Source organism: Mesorhizobium sp. M7A.F.Ca.MR.176.00.0.0 (assembly GCF_004023165.1).
Classification (GTDB): Bacteria; Pseudomonadota; Alphaproteobacteria; order Rhizobiales; family Rhizobiaceae; genus Mesorhizobium.
The window spans coordinates 29,231-51,238 of record NZ_RZTC01000009.1; the positions used below are offsets into that span (position 1 = coordinate 29,231).

The following is a 22,008-nucleotide window of genomic DNA, read 5'->3' on the forward strand; positions in this document are numbered from 1 at the left end:
CCCACAAATGACCACCACACAACGCGCTAACGCGCGACTGCAGAGCCGTGCCCGCCAGCACATGATGGTCTCCGGCTATGCCGCGAACTATGGCGTGCTGTGCGGACGCTACATCATCGCGGCAGGCGCCTTCCGCGATCTCTTGCAGGGCGGATGCAAGCCAAAAATGCTGCTCAACCACGACGGCCCACAAATCGGCGAATGGCTGTCGATCGCCGATGACCGCGGCCTTTTCGTCACTGGCCGGCTCTGGGATACCTCGCGCGCCCATGAGGCTATCGCGCTCTACCGAGATGGCGAACTGACCGGACTTTCGCTCGGTCCAAAGGGCGCCGTCTGGGACACGATGCAGTGCGGGATAAAGGTAATTTCGGAGGTCAACCGGATCGATGAAATCTCTCTATGTGGCGAGCCCCTCGACCCGGCGGCACTGATCACCGAATTTTCGCACGTAGGAGGTCTGTAAATGTCGAGACCGGTAAGAGGGCGTTGGGTTTTCGATGATCCGACAGCGCCGACCGTGCCGCAAGTGCCGGAAGTCCAGACCACGCTGCCGACTTCGGCCTACGGTCAGACGATCCCTGTTGTATACGGCAAGTGCCGTCTGCCTGCGGCCTATATCTGGGTGCCGCCGATCCTTACCGTCACGTCGACCCATGTCGAGTATTGGGACACCATCACCTCGACCACGGCAAAGATGTCGGCCCGCTTGCGTTTCGCGCGCCCGCTTGTCCCGAACTCGAACTGGACGATGCGCAAGCTCTATGCCAATGGCAAGCTGATCTATGATGGGTCGAACGGCTATCGCCAAAGCGGCCTGAAATTCACCGCTTATGATGGCAGAAGCATCCAGCCGCGCGATCCGACGATGGTTTCCGAGGAAGGCGAGACCAACGTCTCTGCCCATCGCGGCTATCTCGATATCGTCGTCAAGGATTTCGACATTGTTGGCCTTGGTGCTCCGCCGGTCTTTGAAGCTGAGTGGATTCAGGACGGTGCGACAACGCACGATTATGACAGCTTTGCCACGCTTTCGAGCAGCACCGTCGACCACATGGTTCCGGTATGGGAGCAGGGCTTGCTCTATGGCTACCAGGAGCCGAGCAGCATTGTGAGGCAATTTTCAATCTACGCCATGCGGGAATATTTCAGGCAGGCGCAGGACGAGTTCTCATTCCTTTTTGCCGGATGGCGATACAGCCGAACGCTCGACCTACTATTCTATCTTGGGCAGGACGGTGCCGGCCATTGGAGACCTATCCTAACGAATGCCGTATCGGGCATTGTTGCCACTGGCGCCAACGTAGGAAGCGTGGCCGCGGTCATTGGCACTGTCTGCCTAGTCGATACCTCGGCCTATGCCTTCTATGCGGGCTTCACTGACGACGCGCAGCTTTTTGTGTACCGGGCCGATACGGGAACGATCATATTGGCCTTCGACTCCGGCGCGGCTTGGAACGGCTATACCAAGCTCGAGTGCCTTGTGCCTGGTGAAGTTCGGGGCAGCGAGTTCGACATCTGGCTGTGCGCCGACACCGACCTTGTGAAACTGACCTTCACGTCTCAGGGCACGCTCAAAAGCTCAACCGTCATTGCCACACTCTCGGATGATCTCTGCTACGTTGTCTATGATGCCGGCGGCTTCCTCGTTGTCTGGACTGATGCCGCTCACATCGTGCGCATCAACGGCGCTACTGGCGCTATCGTCTACAACAGCACTGTTCCTTACCAGATCGAGACCGTAGGCTCTCGAAGGCTTGGCGACCCCGATCTTCAGCGGCTAACCGATGAACTCTACTACGTCGCCAGCAGCACGAGCTATTTCACCAATCTCGACACCGGCTTGACGCGTTCTGTTGCGGGGGCGACCAGCAACCCACAGCTATTCTACTACGATGGCCAGACCGACACGCTGTTGACGAAGACACCCGTCTTCAGTGTGCCTCAGCGCCTCCGGATCATCTCGGAGGACGGCACGCAACGCTTGCTCAGTGATTTCCTGCTCGCTCTCATGGTTTCGGGAGGATTTGACGAGTCTGAAATCGCCTTTGAAGGCGACATCGATGATGTGATCGACGGCGCCGTTGTCGATGTCACTGCCGGTGTCCGAGACATCGCGCGGTCGGTCTGCGAGCCGTATTCGATCGCCATCTTTGAGCGAGCCGGCCAGATCATCTTCAAGCGTGCATTTACTGGCGATGCGCTCGTTATTGATGCCGTTCTGGCTTCGGTCGGCGACATCGCAGACAACCCATGAAAGGTGACAAGCAATGTCCCACGATCTAAATCTTATTCTGATCGCTGATGGCCAGGCAGATGACCAATGGCAGTCGTCCAATGACGGCCTGACCCAATTGGCCAACGGAATGGCTGATATCTACACGGTCGATTTCTCCGGCGGCAATGTCGCGTTGACATCTGCCCAGTTCCGTTCGGCGATGACATTTGTTCCCAGTGGTTTGTCAGCCACCAGGATCCTGACGTTGCCGGCCGTCAAACGGGCGCTGTTCATCGTCAACAACACCGATGCGGCCGACACAATTAACGTCACAAAAGGCTCGACCACCATCGCCGTCGGGCCTGGCGAAATTGGGCTTCTCACCACGGATGGCACGACGAACGACCTGGGCGGCACCGTGGTCCATGCCGGCGGCGGTTCTGTGAGCCCTATTGGCAAGCACACATTGTGGGTGCCGGCTGGGGCCATGACGGCGCGCACAAGCAACGGCGCAGCGGCTGGTTCGGTCGAGACGACAACCAACAAGGTCATGCTTAAGACGCTCGACTTCGACGCTTCCGCTGACGAGCATGCGCAGTTCTCTATCCTGATGCCCAAGAGTTGGGATGAGGGCACCGTTACGTTCAAGCCAGTCTGGAGCCATGCCGCAACGGCCACGAATTTCGGCGTCGCCTGGTTCTGCCAGGGCCTTGCCTTGTCGAACGACGATGCGGCCGATTCGGCTTTCGGTACAGCGCAATCGAGCGTCGACACTGGCGGCACGACCAATGACATCTACGTCGGGCCGGAAAGCTCCGCAATTACCATCGGCGGCACGCCGGCCGAGGGCGACCTCGTCGTGTTCCAGATTTACCGGGACGTCAGCGACGCCGGTGACACCATGGCGATCGACGCGCGACTGCATGGCGTCCACCTCTACCTGACAACCAATGCTGCTACGGATGCCTGACCATGCTCATGTTGACCCAACTATTTGGATTTGGGGACGGCCAGCAGTCAGCTGGTGGCGGCAGTCCTCTGGGCATTTCTGGCATTCCTGTTCTTACTACGATCGAGGACGTGGCCTATGCTGGCTTCACCGTCTCGGCGACGGGTGGCACCGCGCCCTATACGTTTTCCGTTCATGCGGGAACGTTGCCGACCGGCATTACTCTGAATAGTTCAACTGGTGTTGTTTCAGGGACGCCGACAACACCGGGAACGTCGACAGGAATAGTGATTCGGGTCACAGACAATGTGTCGGCAACTGCCGATCTCGCATCGTTCGATTTGGAAGTGCAGGCGGCTGGCCCGGTCACCTACCAGGGCACCAACTCGTTCGGCGGCACGCATACAGGCAACACCTACACGAACGCTCCGATCGGCCCGGCGAGCGCGACCAGGCTGGTCGTGGCTGTTGTTCAGTGCCGACGCGCTGCCAACTCGGCACGAACCATCACTGGCGTCACGATTGGCGGCAATTCGGCACCTATTCTCGTGCAGACAAACGTCGTGGATGGCGTTTCGAGCGGCATCACAGTTGGCATCGCGGCGCTGGTCGTCCCGTCCGGAACGACCGCAACTGTTGTCGCCACATTCAGCGGCGCAGGCTCTCAGAGCGCCGTGTCGGTCTACACGATAGACGGTCTTGCATCCACCACGGCGACGGATACGGCGTCGGCGACCGGAAACAATGCTTCAAGCTCGACCCTGGACGTCAACGCCAACGGCGTCGTCATTGCTGGATTTGCTGGTGCCGGCGGGACGCTCGGTGATATGACCCTCGTTGGTGTCACCGAAAATGACGACCGAGATGTGTTCGACGCTGCTGGGACGCTTACGCATGCGCGTTTTGCGGCAGGCTCGATAGCCAATCTTGCGAGCGAAACGAACCGGACAATTTCGGTTTCGTCATCCGCTAACATCGAAGCGCTGGCTGTCGCGTCTTGGGCCTAACCGGCGATTGCCATCCCCAGTCCAACGCCTAGGATAGCAAGGTCCTATGTCGGCTTATCGACAAGCGGGGTTTTTCGCTTGGGCGGGACATAGGCGCTCACCAGCCGGACGACATCGTCCTTCACCGTCACCGGCCCGCCGAGATTGACGGTCACCTCGTCCCCGTCGATCCTCGTAACGTCGCCGATCAGCTCGATTGGTTGGCCCTTCTTCACCTTGCTCGTCGGGTCGACGATAGAATGTGGAAAGCCATAACCTGGTATCGTGACGCTGACGCGGTCCTCCGTGACCCGCCTTCGCACCGTGGCGGTGATTGCCACCTCGTCGCCAATCTTGATGCCCCTTGCCATAGGCAGAGTCTGGGGCGGGCCGGAGCTTAGTCAAGGGATTGCTAATGTGTCAGTGGCTCGTGTAGTTGCCGTCAGCCAGCCAGCGCTAGGCCAATGGCAAAACCAACGCCGACCGCCAAACCGGTGGCGAACTTCCCGCCGAGGTTCATTGAAATGGCGAGCGCATGGCGGCGCCAGTCAGCCCGCGGCTGCGCGACAATTCTGGTGAGATCATCGAATATCAGTGCGTCATGCATGGGTCTAACCCCCGTGTGTTTCGCTGCCGATATGGATTCCATAAAATAAACTCGGAGTCCAGCCGAAATACGTCCGAGTACAAATAGGCGTTTTCGCCTATTCTCTATTGGCAAGTTAGGCGAAAACGCCTTTAACAGTTTAGGTTGTGGAAATTAATTAATCGACGTTGCGGTAGAAACCAGACAGGATCATTGAGGATCGCGAAAGCCGATTCCGGTTTTCTTCAACCACACTCGAATAGAAGATGAAATACAATGCGAATCTCATTCGGCAGGAGAAGTGCCCGATCTGCAAACGACAACTTTCTATTTAATCTAGGTGACCTTGTTGAACACGCCAGCGGACAGTTTCCGGGGATCGTAACGTTCCGTGCGCATACCGCGAGGCGAAGCGGAGGCTCAGGTCCGGACGTGTATGAAGTCGAACTGGTCGGTGGCTCGTGCCTTGGTCAGCGTAGAATAATTGTCGGGTCGGCTCTCCGAAGGGTTGCACCGCAATTCGTGGCTGCGACCGGGCGTCTTGAGCTCGCCGCATAGGCGAGCCGCCGCTTTGCAATTTTATCCATTCCGAAATAGTTTGGCACATCGATTGTAGGCGCTTGATCACGTCTATAGGCGAGTGTGGGCCGGCGCGTCGGTGAGCGTCGGCCTTTTAGTTGCTGGCTATCCTCACGCCAGAATGATCGATGAATTCGACGCCCGCAGCCTCAAGAGCTGCGCGGATAGCTGCTAGGTTGTTTCTCCCCGGCACCCGCCTCTCCTTTTCGAAATCAATGATGACACCGCGCGAAACGTCGGCCGCTGCAGCCAGCGTGTTTTGATCCATGTCCAGCAGGGCACGGGCCGCCCTGCACTGCCCTGGCGAAATCGACTTTATGTCCAACGTTGGATTCCTTATTGACATCGAGACTTACGTTGAACATTATGTCCGACATTGGACTCAAACGCAACGAGGAGCGAACGATGGACACCCACGCAGTTAACGGGGGCTGGAAATTCAACGTCGGCCAAATGGTCACGCACAGAGACCAGCCGATGCCGGCGCTGGTGATGACGCGCCACAAGGCTGGCCGGTTGGGGGAGTTATATGGCGTCCTCCGTCAGGATGACTGCGATGTGCCGTATCTCACGATTTTGGGTGAAGTGCTGGTAGCCAACTAAGTCCAAGCCGAAAAACAGAAGCCCGCTTCGGCGGGCTTTCTCAGGGTCGGTACGACAAAAGTACAACTCACCCGAAGAAATCGCGCAATTGCTGGCCTGACGTCCCATCATACATCGGCAACGCCGCAACCAATTCACTCATGCCGATATCAAATCATCATGTCTGGAAAAATGATCGCAAAAACGCGGCGCCCAATCAGAATTGGCCGACACGGATTCCGGGTAGACCGGAATTATTCCTTCGGCGGCTCCGCGGGAACCGGCGCACTGCCGAGTCCGCTGATGCTGCGCGCCCTGATGCGCGGCTTGAAGGCCCTGCCCGGCTCGGCTTGACGCCGCAGCACCGGGTGCACGATCGGCTCCTTCGCCTTGAACGCATAGGCTTTGATCAGCGCGAAATAGTTGGGATAGGCATAGCCATTGTTCATCCGCAGCCATTCCTCACGGCGGTCGCGAAACAGCTTGGGCAGCTGGTACCAGGCCACGGTCGGGGTCTTGTGATGGACGAAGTGCAGATTGTTGTTGAGGAACAGGAACGACAGCGGCGAGCGCTCGACGATGACCGTGCGGCCTTCCGGATGTTCCGACCATTGATGCTCGGCGAAAGTACGGATCGAGATCAGCGACTGGCCGAGCCAGACCGGCACCAGAATGTAAAGCCACAGCGGGATGCCGAAGCCGAACTGCACGATCGGCATCACGACGGCAAGGCCGATCGCATGCAGCAGCCAGGCCTTGCGGATCGCCTTGTCACCGGCGATCACCTGCTTGGCATCGTCGATGAAGAAGCCGACGCAGGACAGCCACGGGCCAAGCACGAAGCGGCCGGCCATGGTGTTGTTGATCTTGAGCAGGAATTTCATCGTCGGCGGCAGTTCGTCGTGCTGCCAGAGCGCCTGATAATAGCTTTCCGGATCGTCCAGCGGGTCCGTCAGCCGCTCGTCGGCGTGGTGGCGCAGATGAATGGTCTTGAAGCGGCGGAATGGCCAGACCAGACCGATCGGCAGGAACACGAAGGCTTCATTGACCCGCGCGTTGCGTGTCGGATGCCCGTGCAGCACTTCGTGCATGATCGACGATTGCAATGCGGCGGTCAAAGCCAGGATGGCGAGCGCCAGGACGGGGTAGGATGGCCAGAGCAGGAAACCGGTGGCGAGCCAAGTTGCGTAGCAGAAGAAGGCGAGTACCACGGTCGGCCACTCTATGGCCGGTGCGCTGTGTCGCCTGATGCTCTTGCTCGTCATGCTATCGACCACTGCCCCTCAGTCGCCGGAGCCCCAATTGGCTCCTGACAACATTGTGTCAGGAGAAGTGATTCCACTCAACGAGACAAAGTACACAAACTGTTGCGATTGCGCATTTTTGACCGCACTTGTTACACATTGTAAACAGGCTTATGGATTCATTTACGCCTGAGGTGCGCTCGGAAGCGATTCGGCGCAAATTTTTCCTCAATCGAGGTGGAGCACGGACATGGACAAGCGCGACCTGTCGACGATCTTCCGCGAGCGCCTGAAAACACTCTTGACACGCTCCGACCTGAACCAGTCGGCCTTCGCGACTGCGGTCGGCATCGACCGTTCGGCGCTGTCGCAGCTGCTGTCGGGCGCCTCGACGCGTCTGCCCCGAGCGGAAACGCTGCTCAACATCGCCGCCGAGTTCAAGGTGTCGCTCGATTGGCTTCTCGGCCTCAGCCAGGACGAGGGCCTCACCGGCGAAATCCGCGAGAGCCTGGAGATCGAGGAGGCACCGGACGGCTTCGACCGCACGCTGCTGGCCAAATGGCATGCCGAGGCGGCCGGCACCAAGATCCGCTACGTACCGGCCGGCATTCCCGACCTTCTGCGCACCGAAGCATTGGTCGACTACGAAGCCGGCATCACCAACAAGAGCCGCCTCGCCCAGGCCGGCGAAACGCAATACCGCATCGACTACAACAGGCGGCCGGAAACCGACATGGAAGTCTGCATGCCTCGCCATACGCTGGAGATTTTCGCCCGCGGCCTGGGTGTCTGGGATCGTTTCCCGGAAGCCGACCGCCGCGCCCAATTGCTGCACATGGCGACGCTGCTCGACGACCTCTACCCCACCTTCCGGCTGTTTCTCTATGACGGGCGGATTCGCTATTCCATCCCCTACACCATCTTCGGTCCCTATCGCGCCGCCATTTATGTCGGCGACATGTATCTGGTGCTCAACGCCACCCAGCCGATCCAGACGCTGATCCAGCATTTTGACAATTTGATCCGCGCCGCCGACATCAACGCGCACGAGGCGTCCGGCTTCGCGCACAGGCTGGCCGGCATGTCGTTCCCAACAGGCACTGTCTGATCTCTGGCAATCATGGTCCTCTGGTGGAGCCTCGTCCCGGCCACGCCATTTCCATTTTTGAAGGACAGCTCATGCCCGATCCGCGCCGCATCGTCGTTCCACCCCAGTCGGGCCGCGCCATCCGCGTCTCACGAGGCGACCTCATCCGCATCATCGACCCCAAAGGACAGCAGGTTTCCGATCTCTGGGCTTTCAGCACCGACCCGGCGCTTGACTGGCTGAGCACCTCGCAGACCCGTGACATCACCGAGCGGCTTTTTCCCGCAATCGGCGACAGTTTCTTCAGTGCCGCCGCCAAGCCGATGCTGACGCTGGTCGAAGATGGCTCGCCGGGTCCGCACGACATGCTTTACCCCGCTTGCGACAGCGCGCTTTATGAGCGCGCCGGATTTCCCAATCATCCGAACTGCCGGGACAATCTGATGCAGGCGCTGGCCACAGAGGGCATATCGCTGCCTTTCGCCCCCGATCCGGTCGATCTCTTTCAGAACTCCTTGCCGGAACCCGACGGTCGGCTGGTGGTTTCCGCGTCGATCAACCCGCCGGGCGGCTATGTGACGTTGCGCGCCGAACAGGACCTCCTGCTGGTGGTCACCGCCTGCTCGGTCGACCATCACCCGACCAATGGCGGCATCTGCACCGAGATCCACGTCGAGATCACCCCCGGATCGTGAGGAAAGGGCTCCATCTGGCCGAGCGGTCGCGGCAAAATCATTGACTACACATAAAGACTTCTTTATATCCTTATTCGAATTCGAAACATGAAAGCCAATCCGATGACGACCACCAACCCGATCGATACGCTGCTGGCTGAAAAGGGCGTGCTGCTAGCCGATGGCGCCACCGGCACAAACCTGTTCGCCATGGGGCTGGAGGCGGGCGAGGCGCCAGAGCTGCTCAACGAGACGGCGCCCGACACCATCACCAGCCTGCATCAGAATTTCGTCGATGCCGGCGCCGACATCATCCTCACCAACTCGTTCGGCGGCACCCGTCACCGCTTGAAGCTGCACCATGCGCAGGATCGCGTGCACGCGTTGAACAAACGCGCCGCTGAGCTTGCGCGTGCGGTCGCCGGCAGGGCCGGCCGCAAGGTCATCGTCGCCGGCTCGGTCGGCCCGACCGGCGAATTGCTGGTGCCGCTGGGCGCCATGACCTATGACGAGGCGGTCGACGCCTTCGCCGAGCAGATCGAAGGCCTCAAGGAAGGCGGCGCCGAAGTCGCCTGGATCGAGACGATGTCGGCTCCAGACGAGATCCGGGCCGCCGCCGAGGCTGCTATCCGCGTCGGCCTGCCCTACACCTATACCGGTTCCTTCGACACTGCCGGCCGCACCATGATGGGCCTGCTGCCCAGGGATATCCACGGCGTCACCGACGGGCTGTCGCAGGCGCCGCTCGGCGTTGGCGCCAATTGCGGCGTTGGCGCGTCCGACATCCTGGCCTCGCTGCTCGACATGACCGAGGCGAAGCCGGAGGCGACGGTGATCGTCAAGGGCAATTGCGGCATTCCCGAATTCCGCGGCACCGAAATCCATTATTCCGGCACGCTAGAACTGATGGCCGATTATGTACGCCTCGCCGTCGATGGCGGCGCCAAGATTATCGGCGGCTGCTGCGGCACCTCGTTCCAGCACCTTGCCGCCATGCGCAAGGCGCTCGATGCGCACACCAAGGCGGATCGTCCGACGGTTGCCGCGATCGTCGAGCGCATCGGTCCGATGCGCAACAAGGTCGCGACGGAAAACACCGCCGAGACCAGCGAAGCCCGGCGCGAGCGCCGCCGCAGCCGGGCCTGACCTCATCGATTTCGGTTATTCGCTGTTGTCGGCGTAGCTCGACTGCGCCGACTTGAAGTCGACCACATTGTCGCCGCGCATCGTCATCAGCGCGCCTGAAGCGCTGGGGTCGGTGATCTGTTCCAGCATGATGCGGAAGCGGTCGTTGGTCAGCGCCGACAGGGCGGTGTGGCGCGCCTGTGCGACATCGTCACTGATACGCCTGGATTCCGATGATGGGGCCGATGAAACCGCCGAGGCGTCTGGCGCTGGGGGTATCGAGTTGGCGATAGTCCTGATCTGCAATTTCGGCTCCCTCAAGCCCAGTACACCTGTCCTGCGTAACAAGGAGGGGGTTGCCATCCGGTACCGGAAATGCCGCGCAATTTAACGACCCATAAAATCCGCGAAAAAAGGCCGGCAAGGTTTCCCTCGCTGGCCTGCCTCACCCGCCCGCGGTCGGTTCCCCCGTATCAGAACGATCCCATCTGAAAGAAACCGGCCGTCATCATCACTTACCGGTTACCGCCCAGCGCAGAGGTAAGGCGCACAAGCGAGAGGAACTCGGCCCTGTACCCAAACGGGTCGGCTCCTCGAGCGGCAGTGGCGATCTCCATGATCTTGTCGTAGCCGAACTTCGCGGTCGCATCCTCGTCGCGCAGCTTCTGGCCGAAGGCGGCAACCGCGACGGAGAAGCGCTGATCGGTGCTGGCCTGGTCGAAGGACGAAATCTCGTTGGCCGAGGTCACCGGCGTGGTGATCAGTTTCGAGACGTCTTCATTCGGCAGCTTATAGCGGATCTTGACGAAGGCATATTCGTCCGCATTGGCGACGCCGCCATTGTCCACCGACGCCTGGCCATAACGCAGTTGGTCGATCTGCTCGCCACCACTGCCCTTGGGCGTGATCTCGTAGATCGCGGTGACCGAGTGGCCCGAACCGATATCGCCGGCATCGACGCGGTCATTGTTGAAATCCTCGCGGTTCAAGGCGCGGGTCTCGTAGCCGATCAGGCGATATTCCGAGACCTTGTTCGGGTTGAACTCGACCTGGATCTTCACGTCCTTTGCGATGGTGAACAGCGTCGACGAGGCATCCTCGACCAGCACCTTTTCAGCCTCGGCCAGCGTATCGATATAGGCGGCGGTGCCGTTGCCGTTCTGGGCAATGGTTTGCATCATCTGGTCGTTCAGATTGCCGCGGCCGAAGCCGAACACCGACAGGAAAACGCCGGTCTTGCGCTCGCTTTCGATCAGCCGCTTGAGGTCGTCGTCATCGGTCTGGCCGACATTGAAGTCGCCGTCGGTAGCAAGCATCACGCGGTTGACGCCGTCCTTGACGAAGGATTTTTGCGCCAGCCTGTAGGCTTCCTTGATGCCCGCCTCGCCGGCCGTGCTGCCACCGGGCGTCAGATTGTCGATGGCGCTGAGGATCTTGTCCTTTTCGGACGCCTTGGTCGGCTCCAGCACTGTGCCGGCGTCACCGGCATAGGTCACGATCGAGATAGTGTCGTCGGCCTTCAGCTTGCTGACCAGCAGGCGAAATGCCGATTTGAGCAGCGGCAGCTTGTCCGGCTCGTCCATCGAGCCCGAGACATCGATCAGGAAGACCAGATTGGCCTTCGGCTGCTCGGTCGGCTTGACGTCAAAACCCTTGATGGCGACATGCATCAGCTTGGTCTGCGTGTTCCACGGCGTCGGCATGACGCTGACGGTCGAGTTGAATGGTGTCGAGGCCGACTCCGGACCCTTCCAGTCATAGGGGAAGTAGTTGATCATCTCCTCGACGCGAACAGTATCGGCCTGCGGCAGGGTGCCCTGCTTCAGCGAGCCGCGCACGAAGGAATAGGAGGCCGTGTCGACGTCGATCGAGAAGGTCGAGACCGGATCCTCGAGTGCCGCATGCACCGGATTGGTCTTGAAATCCTCGATGCGGTCGCGGTTTTCCGGTTGCGGCTGCATCTGGTCGGCCGGCAAGATCGACGGCTGCTGCGGCGCCATCAGCTTGGATTCGGCCGGCATGCGGGCTCGCGAGGTGCTGGGTACACTTGCAGCGCCATCCAGCGCGAATTCACCTGTCGGTGCCGGCGGCGCAGGCTCGGCCAGCACACCGCGCTCCAGCGCATTTTGTTGTGCCGCGCCGGAAGCAACGGTCGATTCGGATTTCTGCGGCGAGGCCGGCGCCACAAGCGCATCGGTGGCGCCGCGGCTTTCCACATCCGCGTCTGCCTTCTTGTCCTTCTCCAACTCGCCGCGAGCCGGCTTCGGTTCGGCGGTCGTCGGCTTCACCGTCGCCGGCTTATCGGCCAGCGTCTCGGTGATTTTCTCGTCGCCGCCGAATTTGGGCGGCTGTTCCCTCAGCAGATGGAAGGTGGCGTATCCGGCGATCGGCAGGGCGACGAGCCCGGCAAGGGCCGGCGTGGCAATGAGTTTCTTTTGCATGATCTCGCTCCAGAGCTTTTGTGCTCGCTCTGTGAGACGAAGCCCGCCAATCGATCCTTGGGTGACAGCAGAAATATTTTCCTGATCATAGGCGCGCAGGGCGGCCTCGAAGGCACGTGCCTTGGCATCCTTGGCGGGCGCCGGTGCTGCGATATCGCGCAGTCTGTTGAGTTCGTTGTCGTCGACCATGGTCACACTTCCCCGGCCGCGCGCATCAGCGTCTTCAGCCGTTTCTTCGCTTCATGGATGTGCCAGGAAACCGTCGTCTCCGAGATCGCCATCGCCTCGGCGGCGGCCGCGTGGCTCAATCCTTCGCCATAGACCAAAAGCACGGCGTCGCGCTGCTTGTCCGGCAGTTGCCGCACCGCCGTCCACAGCGCTTCGGCCGGATCTTCCGGTTCGACCGACGCCTCGCCTGAGATCAGTGCATGGACGCCATAGGCCTCTGTCTTGACTGTCTCGCGGGCGGATTTGCGCATCATGTCGCGCGCGGCGTTCAGGGTCACGGAATAGAGCCATGTGGTGAAGGCCCCGCCGCCGCGATAGCCGCGGATCGCCTTGCCCAGCCTGACGCAGACTTCCTGGGCTATGTCCTCGGCATCGGCCTTCCTGCCGCACCAGCGATAGGCAGCGCGATAGACGAAGTCATAGTGCCTTTCCAGCAATGTGCTGAAGGCTCCCCTGTCTCCGCCCTTCGCCCGCCCGATCAGTTCGGCGTCGGAGGCTTCGCTTTCATCCAGCATCATCGCCATCATTTGCCTGTTGGACGAAGGCTAATGGCTAATCCTTGGGGCAATGGAAAGATTTTTTTGGAAACCGCCGGATCGTGACCGCCGGCACCCCGCTTGACACATCCATATCTCGGCGGTTATACGTCAATCAATAGCCACAGGGTTATCGATCCCAGATGACGAACGCTCACGATGTCCTCTTCAGAACGCTCTCCGATCCGACGCGTCGGGCAATCTTCGAGCGCCTGTGCCGGCAAGGCGAGCAGACGGTCGGTGCCCTGACGGCTCAGTCGGGGGTCTCGCAGCCGGCGGTGTCGAAGCATCTCGGCGTGCTCAGGAAGGCCGGGCTGGTGCGCGACCGCCATCAAGGACGGCAGACCCATTATAGCGCCCAGCTCGCAGCACTTTCCCCGCTGACCGACTGGACGAACCAGATGAATGCGTTCTGGCAGAGCCGGTTCGACGACCTCGAAAATTTGCTCAAAAGAATGGACCAATGACCAACATTGCGACCGAAAGGCGCTCCGTCGTCGTCGAACGTGAGATCCCCTATCCGCCGGAAAAAATCTGGCGCGCGCTGACCCAACCGCATCTGATCGAGGAATGGCTGATGAAGAACGACTTCAAGCCAGTTGTGGACCACCGTTTCAATCTGCGAAAGGAACCGCAAACCGACGTGAGCATTGTTGTCGACTGTCAGGTAACAGCCGTCGAGCTGAACAAGACACTATCCTACACGTGGCAGGCCTATGGCCTCGAGAGTGTCGTCACCTGGACCCTCATGCCGACCAGCACGGGCACCCGGTTGCGTATGGAACAGTCCGGCTTCCGGCCGGATCAGGAGCAGGCGTATCGGGGCGCGACGAGTGGGTGGCGGCAGTACTTTACAAATCTGAATCAGGTCCTGGCGCGGATGGATTGAACCCGCCGACATGCGGATCACGGGTCCGCTTCGGTCTGTTTTGACAGGAGGAGCTATTGGACAGGAACAAGTGGGTTCGGCAAATTCATCGCTGGCTGTCGATTATGTTTACGCTGACCGTCGTCGCCAACTTCGCCACCATGGCATTCGGCCAGCCTCCCGCCTGGGTAGTCTATTCGCCGCTCCTGCCGCTCTTCCTGCTGCTGTTCAGCGGCCTGTACATGTTCGTGCTGCCCTATGCCGCCAGGGGCCGCGGCGCGCAGCGTGCCGGCGGATAGGAAGGGGTAGAATGACCAAGACGCAGGGTCAGTCGACCAAAGCCGCACCGGTCCTGCTCTCGGGCGGCAACCCGCAAATCGCCAAGGGCGACGGCGACGCTCCGGTGCAGGCCTACATCGCTGCAATGCCGGGCTGGAAGCGTGGCCTCGGCGAGCGGCTCGACGCGCTCATCGAACACAACGTGCCCGACGTGCGCAAGGCCGTGCGCTGGAACTCGCCCTTCTACGGCGTCGAGGGCCAGGGCTGGTTCGTGAGTTTCCATGTCTTCACCCACTATTTGAAAGTGACCTTCTTCAGCGGCACGTCGTTGCGGCCGATTCCGCCTGGCGGCACGGCCAAGAGCAAGGATGTGCGCTGGATCGACATCCGCGAAGACGATCCGTTCGATGAGGCGAGGATGGTGGAATGGATCAAGCAGGCCGCGGCCCTGCCCGGCTGGATCCCGTAATGACCGACTATGACAGAGGAAAAAGAGCAATGAAGATCAAGCTGACCAGCGTGTATGTGGACAACCAGGAAAACGCACTGCGCTTCTACACCGACGTGCTGGGCTTCACCAAAAAGGCCGATTTCAGCAACGGGCCTTATCGCTGGCTGACCGTGGCCTCGGCTGAAGAGCCTGATGGAACCGAGCTGCAACTCGCGCTCAACGACAACCCGGCCGCCAAGGCCTATCAGGAAGCCATCTTCAAGCAGGGCCAGCCCGCGGTCATGTTCTTCACCGACGACGTCAAGGGCGACTACGAGCGCATCAAGGCGAAGGGCGGTGCGTTTATCCAGCCGCCGACCGAGGCGACCGGTTCGACCATCGCCCAGTTGAACGACAGCTGCGGCAACCTCGTTCAGATCACCCAGCTGGCGCGCTGGTAACGGCGGCGGTTGAAACGCGTCGAGGCACAGGAGACACCCAATGAACCCATCCGAACAGATCGACCAACTGATCGCCGGCCTCATCGATTGGCGCGGCGATACGCTCGGCGGCATCCGCAAGACCATCCTTGCAGCCGACCCGGACATCGTCGAGGAGTGGAAGTGGATGGGCAGCCCGGTATGGTGCCTCGACGGGAACATCGTGGTCGGCAACGCCCACAAGGACAAGGTGAAGCTGACCTTTTCCCATGGCGCCAGCCTGCCGGACCCCGACAATCTGTTCAACAATGGTTTTGGCGGCAAGGTGTGGCGGGCAATCGACATGTTCGAGGGCGACACGCTCAATGAGGGCGCTTTAAAAGAGCTCGTCCGCGCAGCGATCGATTACAATCAGGCCAAAAAGAAGAAGAAAGCGGCTGCCGGGGCGAAGCCACGGACGCAAGTCTAGGCCGCCTGGCCTGCCACCCAGCCCGACGACCATGCCCACTGGAAATTATAGCCACCCAGCCAACCCGTGACATCGACGACTTCGCCGATGAAGAACAGGCCCGGCACGGATTTCGCCTGCATCGTCTTCTGGTCCAGCCCGTTGGTGTCGACCCCACCCAGCGTCACTTCGGCGGTCCGGTAGCCCTCTGAGCCGGCAGGCTTGATGCGCCAGTCATTGACTGCGGCAGTTATGGTTTTCATCTGGGCGTCGGAAAGATCAGCAAGGTTGCCGTCGATCCCGGTGCGCTCGGCGATCGACTGCGCAAGCCGCTTCGGCAGATGATTTGCCAGCACCGTCTGTGCCGCTTGCCGCCCATTGCTTCGCTTGGCCACCCGAATGAGGTCCGCCACGTCAACTCCCGGCAGCATGGCGATGCGGATTTCATCGCCCTCGCGCCAATAGGAAGAGATCTGCAGGATGGATGGCCCGCTGACGCCGCGATGCGTGAACAGCATCGCTTCGGAGAACCGCGTCTTGCCGCAGGCGACTTCCGCGTCGACCGCATTGCCTGCCAGCGGCGCTAGCCGCTCAAGCGTGTTTGCGTCGAACGTCAGCGGCACCAGCGCCGGTCGCGTTTCGACGATGGCAAGGCCGAACCGTTCGGCAAGCTCGTAGCCGAAGCCGGTCGCGCCCATCTTGGGGATCGACTTGCCGCCGCAGGCCACGACCAGCGACTGGCAAGTAACCAAGCCTGTGGAGAGGGTGAGCGCAAACCCCTCCACGGTTTTGCGGACATCCTCAACGCTGGCCGAGAGCGCCAGCTCCACGCCCCTGCCCTGCATTTCCGAGACCAGCATGTCGATGATCTGGCGTGCGGAGCCATCGCAGAACAGCTGCCCAAGCGTCTTCTCGTGATAGGCAATGCGTTGGCGTTCGACGAGGGCGATGAAATCGCGCTGCGTGTAGCGACTGAGCGCCGAAATGCAGAAATGCGGATTGCCCGACAGAAAATTCTTCGGGCTGGCATGGATGTTGGTGAAATTGCACCGGCCGCCGCCGGAGATGCGGATCTTCTCGCCAGGCGCCGTCGCATGATCGAGGATCAGCACCGAACGGCCGCGCTTGGCCGTCTCCACGGCGCACATCATTCCGGCGGCACCCGCGCCGATGATCACGACATCATAGGATTGCATCAGGCTATTCGTTCCCGCTCGACCAACTCATTTGGGGCGCGCCACTTGCGCTGCCTGATACCACTTTGGCCCGATAGTTTTCTAGCAATCCCGTCCCAGCAGCCTGGTGATCTGGGGGGTGACGATTATGGTGAACAGCCCGGGATCGCTGAAAGCCCTCGCGGACAGCATTGCCCCGTGAACCGATGCCATCAGCATCTGGGCCTCCTCCTCCGGCCGGTTGTTCAAGCGGAACAAGTCCTGTTCCATTCCAGCCCGCAGCACCGACGTAAGCCATCCCGCGAGATTTTGGAAATGGGCACGAACGCGTGACGCCACCTCTTCCGGCAGCATCTGCATCTCGCCGGCGAGCATCGCGCAGACGCAGAACGACGGCGAGGCATCGCGAATGCATGTCCGCCAATAGTTCAGATAGGACTGCAGTTGTTCAGCAGGGCTTGAGAGTTCTCCCCGGAGAGACTCCAAACCCACTTCGGCCTGCCGCCTGTAACGATCCACCAGCACCGAAACCAGCTCGGCCTTCGTCGGAAAATGATGGTGGACACTCGCCTTCCTGATGCCGATGGCAGCCGAGATATCGGCATAGCTGAACCCGTTGTAGCCTCCCGCGACGATGAGAGACTGCGCGACATCGAGAATCTTTTCTGAAGTCGAAGCCATTGATTTCATATCGCCGCCTACCTTCTGGTAGGCGAACTGTCAAGGTTGCATCGTTCCCGATTCTCACAGGGAGGTGTTCCGGACATTGGGTTGACTTAGGGGTTTTGTCTACCTACTAATAGGTAGACAGCAACAAGGAATCTGCCGATGCAAAACCAATCTTTCACCCGGTCCGGATGGCTACGACCCTATTATTTCGCACGCGCCATATTTTCTATCGCCTGGGTTGCTGCCGCCATCCTGTTTAACGGGCAACCCGGTCCCACCGCGCTTCTGCTCGTGATCTACCCGGCATGGGACGCCCTCGCCAATCTGGTTGACGCCAGGGTAAATGGCGGCCTGAAGGCCAACTCGTCCCAGGCTTTGAATGTCGTGGTCAGCACGATAACGGCGCTCGCCGTCATCGTGGCGGTTAACAACAGCATGTATGCCGTTCTGGCCGTGTTTGGGGTTTGGGCGATCCTCTCGGGCCTGCTGCAGCTGAACACGGGACTAAAGCGTTGGCGCTACCAAGGCGCACAATGGCCGATGATCCTCAGTGGTGCGCAGTCGGCCCTCGCCGGCGGCTTCATGATCAGCCGATCCCTCGGCACGGCTGCGCCGACGATTCTGGACATCGCCCCTTATGCCGGGTTCGGCGCGTTTTACTTTCTGCTTTCCGCAATTTGGCTTGTCGTAGCAGCCTATCGCAAGGCAAACGCCTAGGCGCAGCCCGATCCGGCGGCGGCAAGGTGAAAGTCACCTGCCGCCGTCGAAGGGCAAGCATCGCTCACTCTTTGCCGCATCGGCTGCCATTCTGGTTCAAAGACGTGTAGCGTCCTGCTCAGGGGCGCGACCGCTGACCTAAGATCAGCGTCTCTGCGAACAGCGTCGTCAATCGCTTCCAGTGGCGTTCGGCACCCGCGGCGTTGAAAACGCTATGATCGGGCACGCACCAGCCATGCGCCATCCCGGCATAGTTCTCGATGACATGATCGACTTCCGCAACCCTTAGCGCCTCGGCCAGCCGCGCCGACTGTTCCGGCGGGAAACTCCTGTCGACACCCGACATGCCGACATAGACGCGCGCCTTGATGGAGGCTGCCTTGCGATGCGGGCTGTCGGCGGCGTCGCTGGCCAGATTGCCGCCATGGAAGCTTGCGGCCGCCCTTATCCTGTCGGGATAGTTAGCGGCGGCGTTCAACGCCCGGCCGCCACCCATGCAATATCCCACCGTGCCGATCGGCCCGGTGATGCCCTCGGCAGCAAGCGCGTCGAGGAACGCACCGCTGTCGCTAATGGTCATCTCCTGTGTCGTGCCGGTGACCAGCGCCATCAGCGGGATTTTGGTCTTTTCTTCGGCGAAGGCGGTCTTGGCGTCGAACGGCCCGTAAGGCGCATTGCGGTAGAACAGGTCCGGCACCAGCACCGCATAGCCTTCATTCGCCAGCCGCTCGGCCATACCGTCGAGCGCCGGCCGCGGACCGAAGGCGTCCTGATAGAGGATGACGCCGGCCTTGGCAGGAGATGCGTTTGCCGAGCGGAAAAGCCCGGCATTGGCAACACCATCCCTGGTCTTGATCTGAATGTCGTGTTTCGTCATCGCCCGCTCCGTTCGACTGATGCGCGATACATATCCGCGCAAGGCCATACGGCAAGGCATTCCCGGGGCGTGGCAGTCAACATTTCGTGCAGGATTGCGGACGCTATTGCTCGCCCTCGCGCACGGTTCGCGCGCCGACATGCAGCGCACGGCCGGCACCGAGCCCCATAATGGCTACGCCAAGCCCGAGCGCGACGAACAGGAACGCCGTTCCCGAAAAACTGCCGGTCCAGTCGCGGATCAGGCCCACCAGCAGCGGGCCGAAGGCCGCCAGCACATAGCCGACGCCTTGCGCCATGCCTGAAAGATGCGCGGCGACATGCGAATCCGGCGAACGCAGCACGATCAAACTCATGGCAGCCGCGATAAGGCCACCCTGCCCGATGCCTTGCAGGACCGCCCAGAACAGCATCGTCGAGGTCGGCGCAAAGAGAATGCCGAGCAGCGCGACCACCGCCGTGGCGACGAGCGCCACATTGATGCCGCGCTGGTGCTTCAGCCGCATCGCAAAGGATGGCACGGCGAGGCAGGTGATGACCTGCGCCATCACTGACACCGAAACCATGGCGCCAGCGGTGGCCGCATCGAAGCCACGCTCGCGCAGGATCGGCGCCAGCCAGCCGAAGATGCAATAGGCGAGCGCCGACTGCAGCCCCATGAACAGCGTCACCTGCCAGGCCAGGCGATCGCGCCAAAGCCCGACGACGCGAAAGCCTTGATGGCTCACTTGCCGCCGGCTGCCCAGCGCCTGCGGAATCCAGATCAGCAACACAATCAGGGTCGGCACCGACCAGGCAGCAAGTGCTCCGGACCATGAACCGGTGACCAAATGCTCGATCGGCAGCGTGAAGCCCGCGGCGGCAGCCGAACCGGCGCAGAGCGCCATGGTGTAGAGCCCGGTCATGACGGCGGCCCTGTCGGCGAAATCGCGCTTCACCAGGCCTGGCAGCAGCACATTGCCGATGGCAATGGCGCCGCCGGCCAGGAAGGTCGCGACAAACAGCAGGGGAACCGTACCGAACCAGCGCAGGCCGGTTCCCAGCACCAGCAAGGCGAGCGCCCCGAGCAAGGTGCGCTCGGCTCCATAGCGCTGCGCAAGCCTTGGCGCGAAGGGCGCGAACAGGCCGAGGCACAGGACGGGCAGCGTCGTCAGCAGGCTGGCGCCCGTCGTCGACAGCCCGGTTGCCTGCATCACCTCGGGCAACAGCACCGACAGGCTCGAAAACAACGGCCGCAGGTTGAAGGCGATCAGCACAAGGCTCGCGCCAAGCACGATGCGCGCCGCACGGCTGCGCAGTTCAGGCGGCTGCGGCATGGGCAGGCTGTCGGCCTCGGCATCGATGAGTTCCAGACCCTCGACCTCGGCCTTCGGATCAGGCTGACGAAAACTCTGGTTCATTGCGAAAGCAGTCTTTCAAGTTGGGTAAGCACCGGCGCCATGAAGGCTCGGACGGCGGCAACGGCGCGCTCGGGATCGCTCGCGGCAATGGCGTCGACGATTGCCGCATGCGCCTGGTGGTCCGGTTCGGGCAGATCGCCGTCGATGGTGGCATGGATGGTCTCGGTGATGGCGGCGGTGAAGAAGTCGTAGAGCTCCATCATCGCCCTGTTGCCGGACGCCGCGACAACGGATTTGTGGAAGGCGAGATCGCGCCGGATGAAGGCTTCGCTTCCGCCTTCGGCGACAGTGCCGCGCGCGGCAAGCAGTTGCCGCATCCTCTCAAGATCCGCTGGCATATGACGCAAGGCAGCGAGCCGTGCGGCCTCGAGGTCCAGCGCTGCCCGCGCCTCCCACTGATCGCGCAGGCCGCTGCGCTTGACCCGGTCGAGCGCGGCAGAAGTATCGACGGCAGAGCGCACATAGGTGCCCGAGCCTTGGCGCGTATCCAGCAATCCCTGCGAGACCAGCACCCGCACCGCCTCGCGTACCGTGCCGCGGCTGACCGACAGAAGGTCGGTCAGAGCTGCCTCGTTGGGAATACGCTCGCCGACGCCCCAGCGGCCGCTGACGATCTCGGCACGCAGGCTCTCGGTGGCGCTGTCGGTGAGATTGGTTCGGATAGCAGGTTGCATCGGTCTATTCATCAAGTCATCTGATGACTTGATGAATAGGCTTGTGTCTAACTGCCGTCAAGATGCGCGAAGCGAACGAGCACCACGCAATTGGAATGGATCAGTTGGTGGCTCGTGCGAAGCTCGCCATGTGGAAGGCCTGAACCTCCGGCGGATAGCGATACTCCGTGCCATAGGGGCACGAATTGCGATCAAGGCAGCCGCCGCTGCGGCAAGGCGAGCCGCCGGCTTCACGCACATGCGCCAGGCAGGATTGATAAGCGAATCCTTGCTCGGAATAGGCGTCGACCGGGCAGGATTTCAGGCAGGGTTTCTCGACGCAGCTATCGCAAAGGTGAGGCGCCGCTTCGCCGGCTTGAATCGGAAGCTCGTCCTCGAACAGCAGCGCACCGCGATAGGCATGCCATAGCCCGTATTGCGGATGCATGAGGATGCCGAGCGGCGACGGCTTCAGTCCCTCCGCCCGCATCGCCCATTGCTGGAACGGCAGATAGGGCTTGTCCGACGGAGAAATCGCCCGTGCGCCGAATACCTCGGCCACGGCGCCGATCACTTCGCGCGACCACGTATCGAGCGGATTGGCGATGGTCTGCGATTGCTTGTCGAACCAGCGCAGGAAATGCGGCCAAGGCGCTGCACCCGCCTGCCCGACCAGCAAGACGGATTTGACGGGAGCACCTGAGAGGTCGGCAAACGGGGTTTCGCTCGCTCCGCACTTGAAGCCGCCGCGCAGGATTAGGCCATTGGCCGAAAGCACGGTCGCGATATCCTCGACCCGGCGCCCCGCGGCAATCATT

General features: G+C 61.1%; 28 protein-coding genes. 15 read left to right on the forward strand and 13 right to left on the reverse strand.

Going from position 1 to position 22,008, the window contains the following annotated elements; all coding sequences use genetic code 11:
• The first annotated feature begins 7 nt into the window (after positions 1-7).
• Genes EOB59_RS05485 through EOB59_RS05500 form a run of 4 tightly spaced genes read left to right on the forward strand, consistent with a single transcriptional unit; the run spans position 8 to position 4,174 of the window.
• The gene (locus EOB59_RS05485) at positions 8-466 is read left to right on the forward strand and encodes an HK97 family phage prohead protease (protein WP_128287852.1); all 459 of its coding nucleotides are present in this window, start codon (positions 8-10) and stop codon (positions 464-466) included.
• A complete protein-coding gene (locus tag EOB59_RS05490) occupies positions 467-2,257 on the forward strand; it encodes a hypothetical protein (RefSeq protein WP_128287853.1) in 1,791 nt (596 codons plus the stop codon).
• Positions 2,258-2,270: 13 nt separating this feature from the next.
• Entirely contained in the window at positions 2,271-3,188 is a 918-nt protein-coding gene (locus tag EOB59_RS05495) for a hypothetical protein (RefSeq protein WP_128287854.1), read from the forward strand.
• A gap of 2 nt (positions 3,189-3,190) precedes the next feature.
• Entirely contained in the window at positions 3,191-4,174 is a 984-nt protein-coding gene (locus EOB59_RS05500) for a putative Ig domain-containing protein (RefSeq protein WP_128287855.1), read from the forward strand.
• Between the two features lie 44 nt (positions 4,175-4,218).
• On the opposite strand, the gene EOB59_RS05505 is transcribed toward EOB59_RS05500, so the two are convergent.
• The 3 genes from EOB59_RS05505 to EOB59_RS05510 form a co-directional block, all read right to left on the reverse strand.
• The gene (locus EOB59_RS05505; RefSeq protein WP_128287856.1) at positions 4,219-4,524 is read right to left on the reverse strand and encodes a hypothetical protein; all 306 of its coding nucleotides are present in this window, start codon (positions 4,522-4,524) and stop codon (positions 4,219-4,221) included.
• 71 nt (positions 4,525-4,595) lie between these two features.
• The gene (locus EOB59_RS35220) at positions 4,596-4,760 is read right to left on the reverse strand and encodes a hypothetical protein (RefSeq protein WP_164895586.1); all 165 of its coding nucleotides are present in this window, start codon (positions 4,758-4,760) and stop codon (positions 4,596-4,598) included.
• Positions 4,761-5,412: 652 nt separating this feature from the next.
• Entirely contained in the window at positions 5,413-5,643 is a 231-nt protein-coding gene (locus EOB59_RS05510; RefSeq protein ID WP_348639501.1) for a helix-turn-helix domain-containing protein, read from the reverse strand.
• Positions 5,644-5,723: 80 nt separating this feature from the next.
• Here EOB59_RS05510 and EOB59_RS05515 point away from each other — a divergent pair, with 80 nt between their 5' ends.
• Positions 5,724-5,921, forward strand: a complete 198-nt coding sequence (locus tag EOB59_RS05515) for a hypothetical protein (protein WP_128287858.1) — start codon at positions 5,724-5,726, stop codon at positions 5,919-5,921.
• 233 nt (positions 5,922-6,154) lie between these two features.
• On the opposite strand, the gene EOB59_RS05520 is transcribed toward EOB59_RS05515, so the two are convergent.
• Complete coding sequence (locus tag EOB59_RS05520) at positions 6,155-7,165, reverse strand: fatty acid desaturase (RefSeq protein WP_164895587.1); 1,011 nt, start codon at positions 7,163-7,165, stop codon at positions 6,155-6,157.
• Positions 7,166-7,394: 229 nt separating this feature from the next.
• On the opposite strand from EOB59_RS05520, the gene EOB59_RS05525 reads away from it, so the two are divergent.
• The 3 genes from EOB59_RS05525 to bmt all read left to right on the forward strand — a co-directional run bounded on the left by EOB59_RS05525 (position 7,395) and on the right by bmt (position 10,051).
• Positions 7,395-8,252, forward strand: coding sequence for a helix-turn-helix transcriptional regulator (locus tag EOB59_RS05525; RefSeq protein WP_127267834.1), 858 nt, complete (start codon positions 7,395-7,397; stop codon positions 8,250-8,252).
• Between the two features lie 71 nt (positions 8,253-8,323).
• Positions 8,324-8,926, forward strand: a complete 603-nt coding sequence (locus EOB59_RS05530; RefSeq protein ID WP_127810184.1) for an urea carboxylase-associated family protein — start codon at positions 8,324-8,326, stop codon at positions 8,924-8,926.
• A gap of 102 nt (positions 8,927-9,028) precedes the next feature.
• Positions 9,029-10,051: a betaine--homocysteine S-methyltransferase gene (bmt, locus tag EOB59_RS05535; protein ID WP_164895589.1), complete on the forward strand. Its 1,023-nt coding sequence runs from the start codon at positions 9,029-9,031 to the stop codon at positions 10,049-10,051.
• A gap of 15 nt (positions 10,052-10,066) precedes the next feature.
• On the opposite strand, the gene EOB59_RS35225 is transcribed toward bmt, so the two are convergent.
• From EOB59_RS35225 to EOB59_RS05550, 3 genes are all read right to left on the reverse strand, one after another.
• A complete protein-coding gene (locus EOB59_RS35225; protein ID WP_023812294.1) occupies positions 10,067-10,336 on the reverse strand; it encodes a hypothetical protein in 270 nt (89 codons plus the stop codon).
• Positions 10,337-10,545: 209 nt separating this feature from the next.
• Positions 10,546-12,660 (reverse strand): VWA domain-containing protein, encoded by a 2,115-nt coding sequence (locus EOB59_RS05545; protein WP_128287860.1) that lies wholly within the window; start codon positions 12,658-12,660, stop codon positions 10,546-10,548.
• Positions 12,661-12,662: 2 nt separating this feature from the next.
• Positions 12,663-13,223, reverse strand: a complete 561-nt coding sequence (locus EOB59_RS05550; protein WP_127810181.1) for an RNA polymerase sigma factor — start codon at positions 13,221-13,223, stop codon at positions 12,663-12,665.
• 155 nt (positions 13,224-13,378) lie between these two features.
• Here EOB59_RS05550 and EOB59_RS05555 point away from each other — a divergent pair, with 155 nt between their 5' ends.
• The 6 genes from EOB59_RS05555 to EOB59_RS05580 are packed head-to-tail and all read left to right on the forward strand — an operon-like array spanning position 13,379 to position 15,721.
• Complete coding sequence (locus EOB59_RS05555; RefSeq protein WP_128287861.1) at positions 13,379-13,702, forward strand: metalloregulator ArsR/SmtB family transcription factor; 324 nt, start codon at positions 13,379-13,381, stop codon at positions 13,700-13,702.
• On the forward strand, positions 13,699-14,124 hold the full coding sequence (locus tag EOB59_RS05560; RefSeq protein ID WP_128287862.1) for an SRPBCC domain-containing protein: 426 nt from the start codon (positions 13,699-13,701) through the stop codon (positions 14,122-14,124). Before EOB59_RS05555 ends, EOB59_RS05560 begins: the two co-directional genes overlap by 4 nt.
• Positions 14,125-14,180: 56 nt before the next feature.
• On the forward strand, positions 14,181-14,402 hold the full coding sequence (locus EOB59_RS05565) for a hypothetical protein (RefSeq protein ID WP_127267744.1): 222 nt from the start codon (positions 14,181-14,183) through the stop codon (positions 14,400-14,402).
• 11 nt (positions 14,403-14,413) lie between these two features.
• Complete coding sequence (locus tag EOB59_RS05570) at positions 14,414-14,851, forward strand: DUF1801 domain-containing protein (RefSeq protein WP_127267743.1); 438 nt, start codon at positions 14,414-14,416, stop codon at positions 14,849-14,851.
• A 29-nt stretch (positions 14,852-14,880) separates the two neighbouring features.
• Positions 14,881-15,273, forward strand: a complete 393-nt coding sequence (locus EOB59_RS05575) for a VOC family protein (protein WP_127267742.1) — start codon at positions 14,881-14,883, stop codon at positions 15,271-15,273.
• Positions 15,274-15,313: 40 nt separating this feature from the next.
• The gene (locus EOB59_RS05580; protein ID WP_128287863.1) at positions 15,314-15,721 is read left to right on the forward strand and encodes a DUF1801 domain-containing protein; all 408 of its coding nucleotides are present in this window, start codon (positions 15,314-15,316) and stop codon (positions 15,719-15,721) included.
• On the opposite strand, the gene EOB59_RS05585 is transcribed toward EOB59_RS05580, so the two are convergent.
• Together EOB59_RS05585 and EOB59_RS05590 are read right to left on the reverse strand one after the other, a co-directional pair.
• The gene (locus tag EOB59_RS05585; protein ID WP_128287864.1) at positions 15,718-16,896 is read right to left on the reverse strand and encodes an NAD(P)/FAD-dependent oxidoreductase; all 1,179 of its coding nucleotides are present in this window, start codon (positions 16,894-16,896) and stop codon (positions 15,718-15,720) included. The two genes, EOB59_RS05580 and EOB59_RS05585, sit on opposite strands and share 4 nt — an antisense overlap.
• A gap of 81 nt (positions 16,897-16,977) precedes the next feature.
• On the reverse strand, positions 16,978-17,565 hold the full coding sequence (locus tag EOB59_RS05590; protein WP_128287865.1) for a TetR/AcrR family transcriptional regulator: 588 nt from the start codon (positions 17,563-17,565) through the stop codon (positions 16,978-16,980).
• A gap of 138 nt (positions 17,566-17,703) precedes the next feature.
• On the opposite strand from EOB59_RS05590, the gene EOB59_RS05595 reads away from it, so the two are divergent.
• Positions 17,704-18,261, forward strand: a complete 558-nt coding sequence (locus tag EOB59_RS05595) for a DUF308 domain-containing protein (protein ID WP_128287866.1) — start codon at positions 17,704-17,706, stop codon at positions 18,259-18,261.
• A gap of 118 nt (positions 18,262-18,379) precedes the next feature.
• Here EOB59_RS05595 and EOB59_RS05600 read toward each other — a convergent pair whose 3' ends face one another.
• The 4 genes from EOB59_RS05600 to EOB59_RS05615 form a co-directional block, all read right to left on the reverse strand.
• Positions 18,380-19,138: a dienelactone hydrolase family protein gene (locus tag EOB59_RS05600; RefSeq protein ID WP_128287867.1), complete on the reverse strand. Its 759-nt coding sequence runs from the start codon at positions 19,136-19,138 to the stop codon at positions 18,380-18,382.
• A 103-nt stretch (positions 19,139-19,241) separates the two neighbouring features.
• Positions 19,242-20,537 (reverse strand): MFS transporter, encoded by a 1,296-nt coding sequence (locus EOB59_RS05605; protein WP_128287868.1) that lies wholly within the window; start codon positions 20,535-20,537, stop codon positions 19,242-19,244.
• Positions 20,534-21,211 (reverse strand): FadR/GntR family transcriptional regulator, encoded by a 678-nt coding sequence (locus EOB59_RS05610; protein ID WP_128287869.1) that lies wholly within the window; start codon positions 21,209-21,211, stop codon positions 20,534-20,536. The genes EOB59_RS05605 and EOB59_RS05610 overlap by 4 nt, the downstream gene beginning before the upstream one ends.
• Positions 21,212-21,311: 100 nt before the next feature.
• On the reverse strand, positions 21,312-22,007 hold the full coding sequence (locus tag EOB59_RS05615; protein WP_128287870.1) for a 4Fe-4S dicluster domain-containing protein: 696 nt from the start codon (positions 22,005-22,007) through the stop codon (positions 21,312-21,314).
• Between the last annotated feature and the right edge of the window lies 1 nt (position 22,008).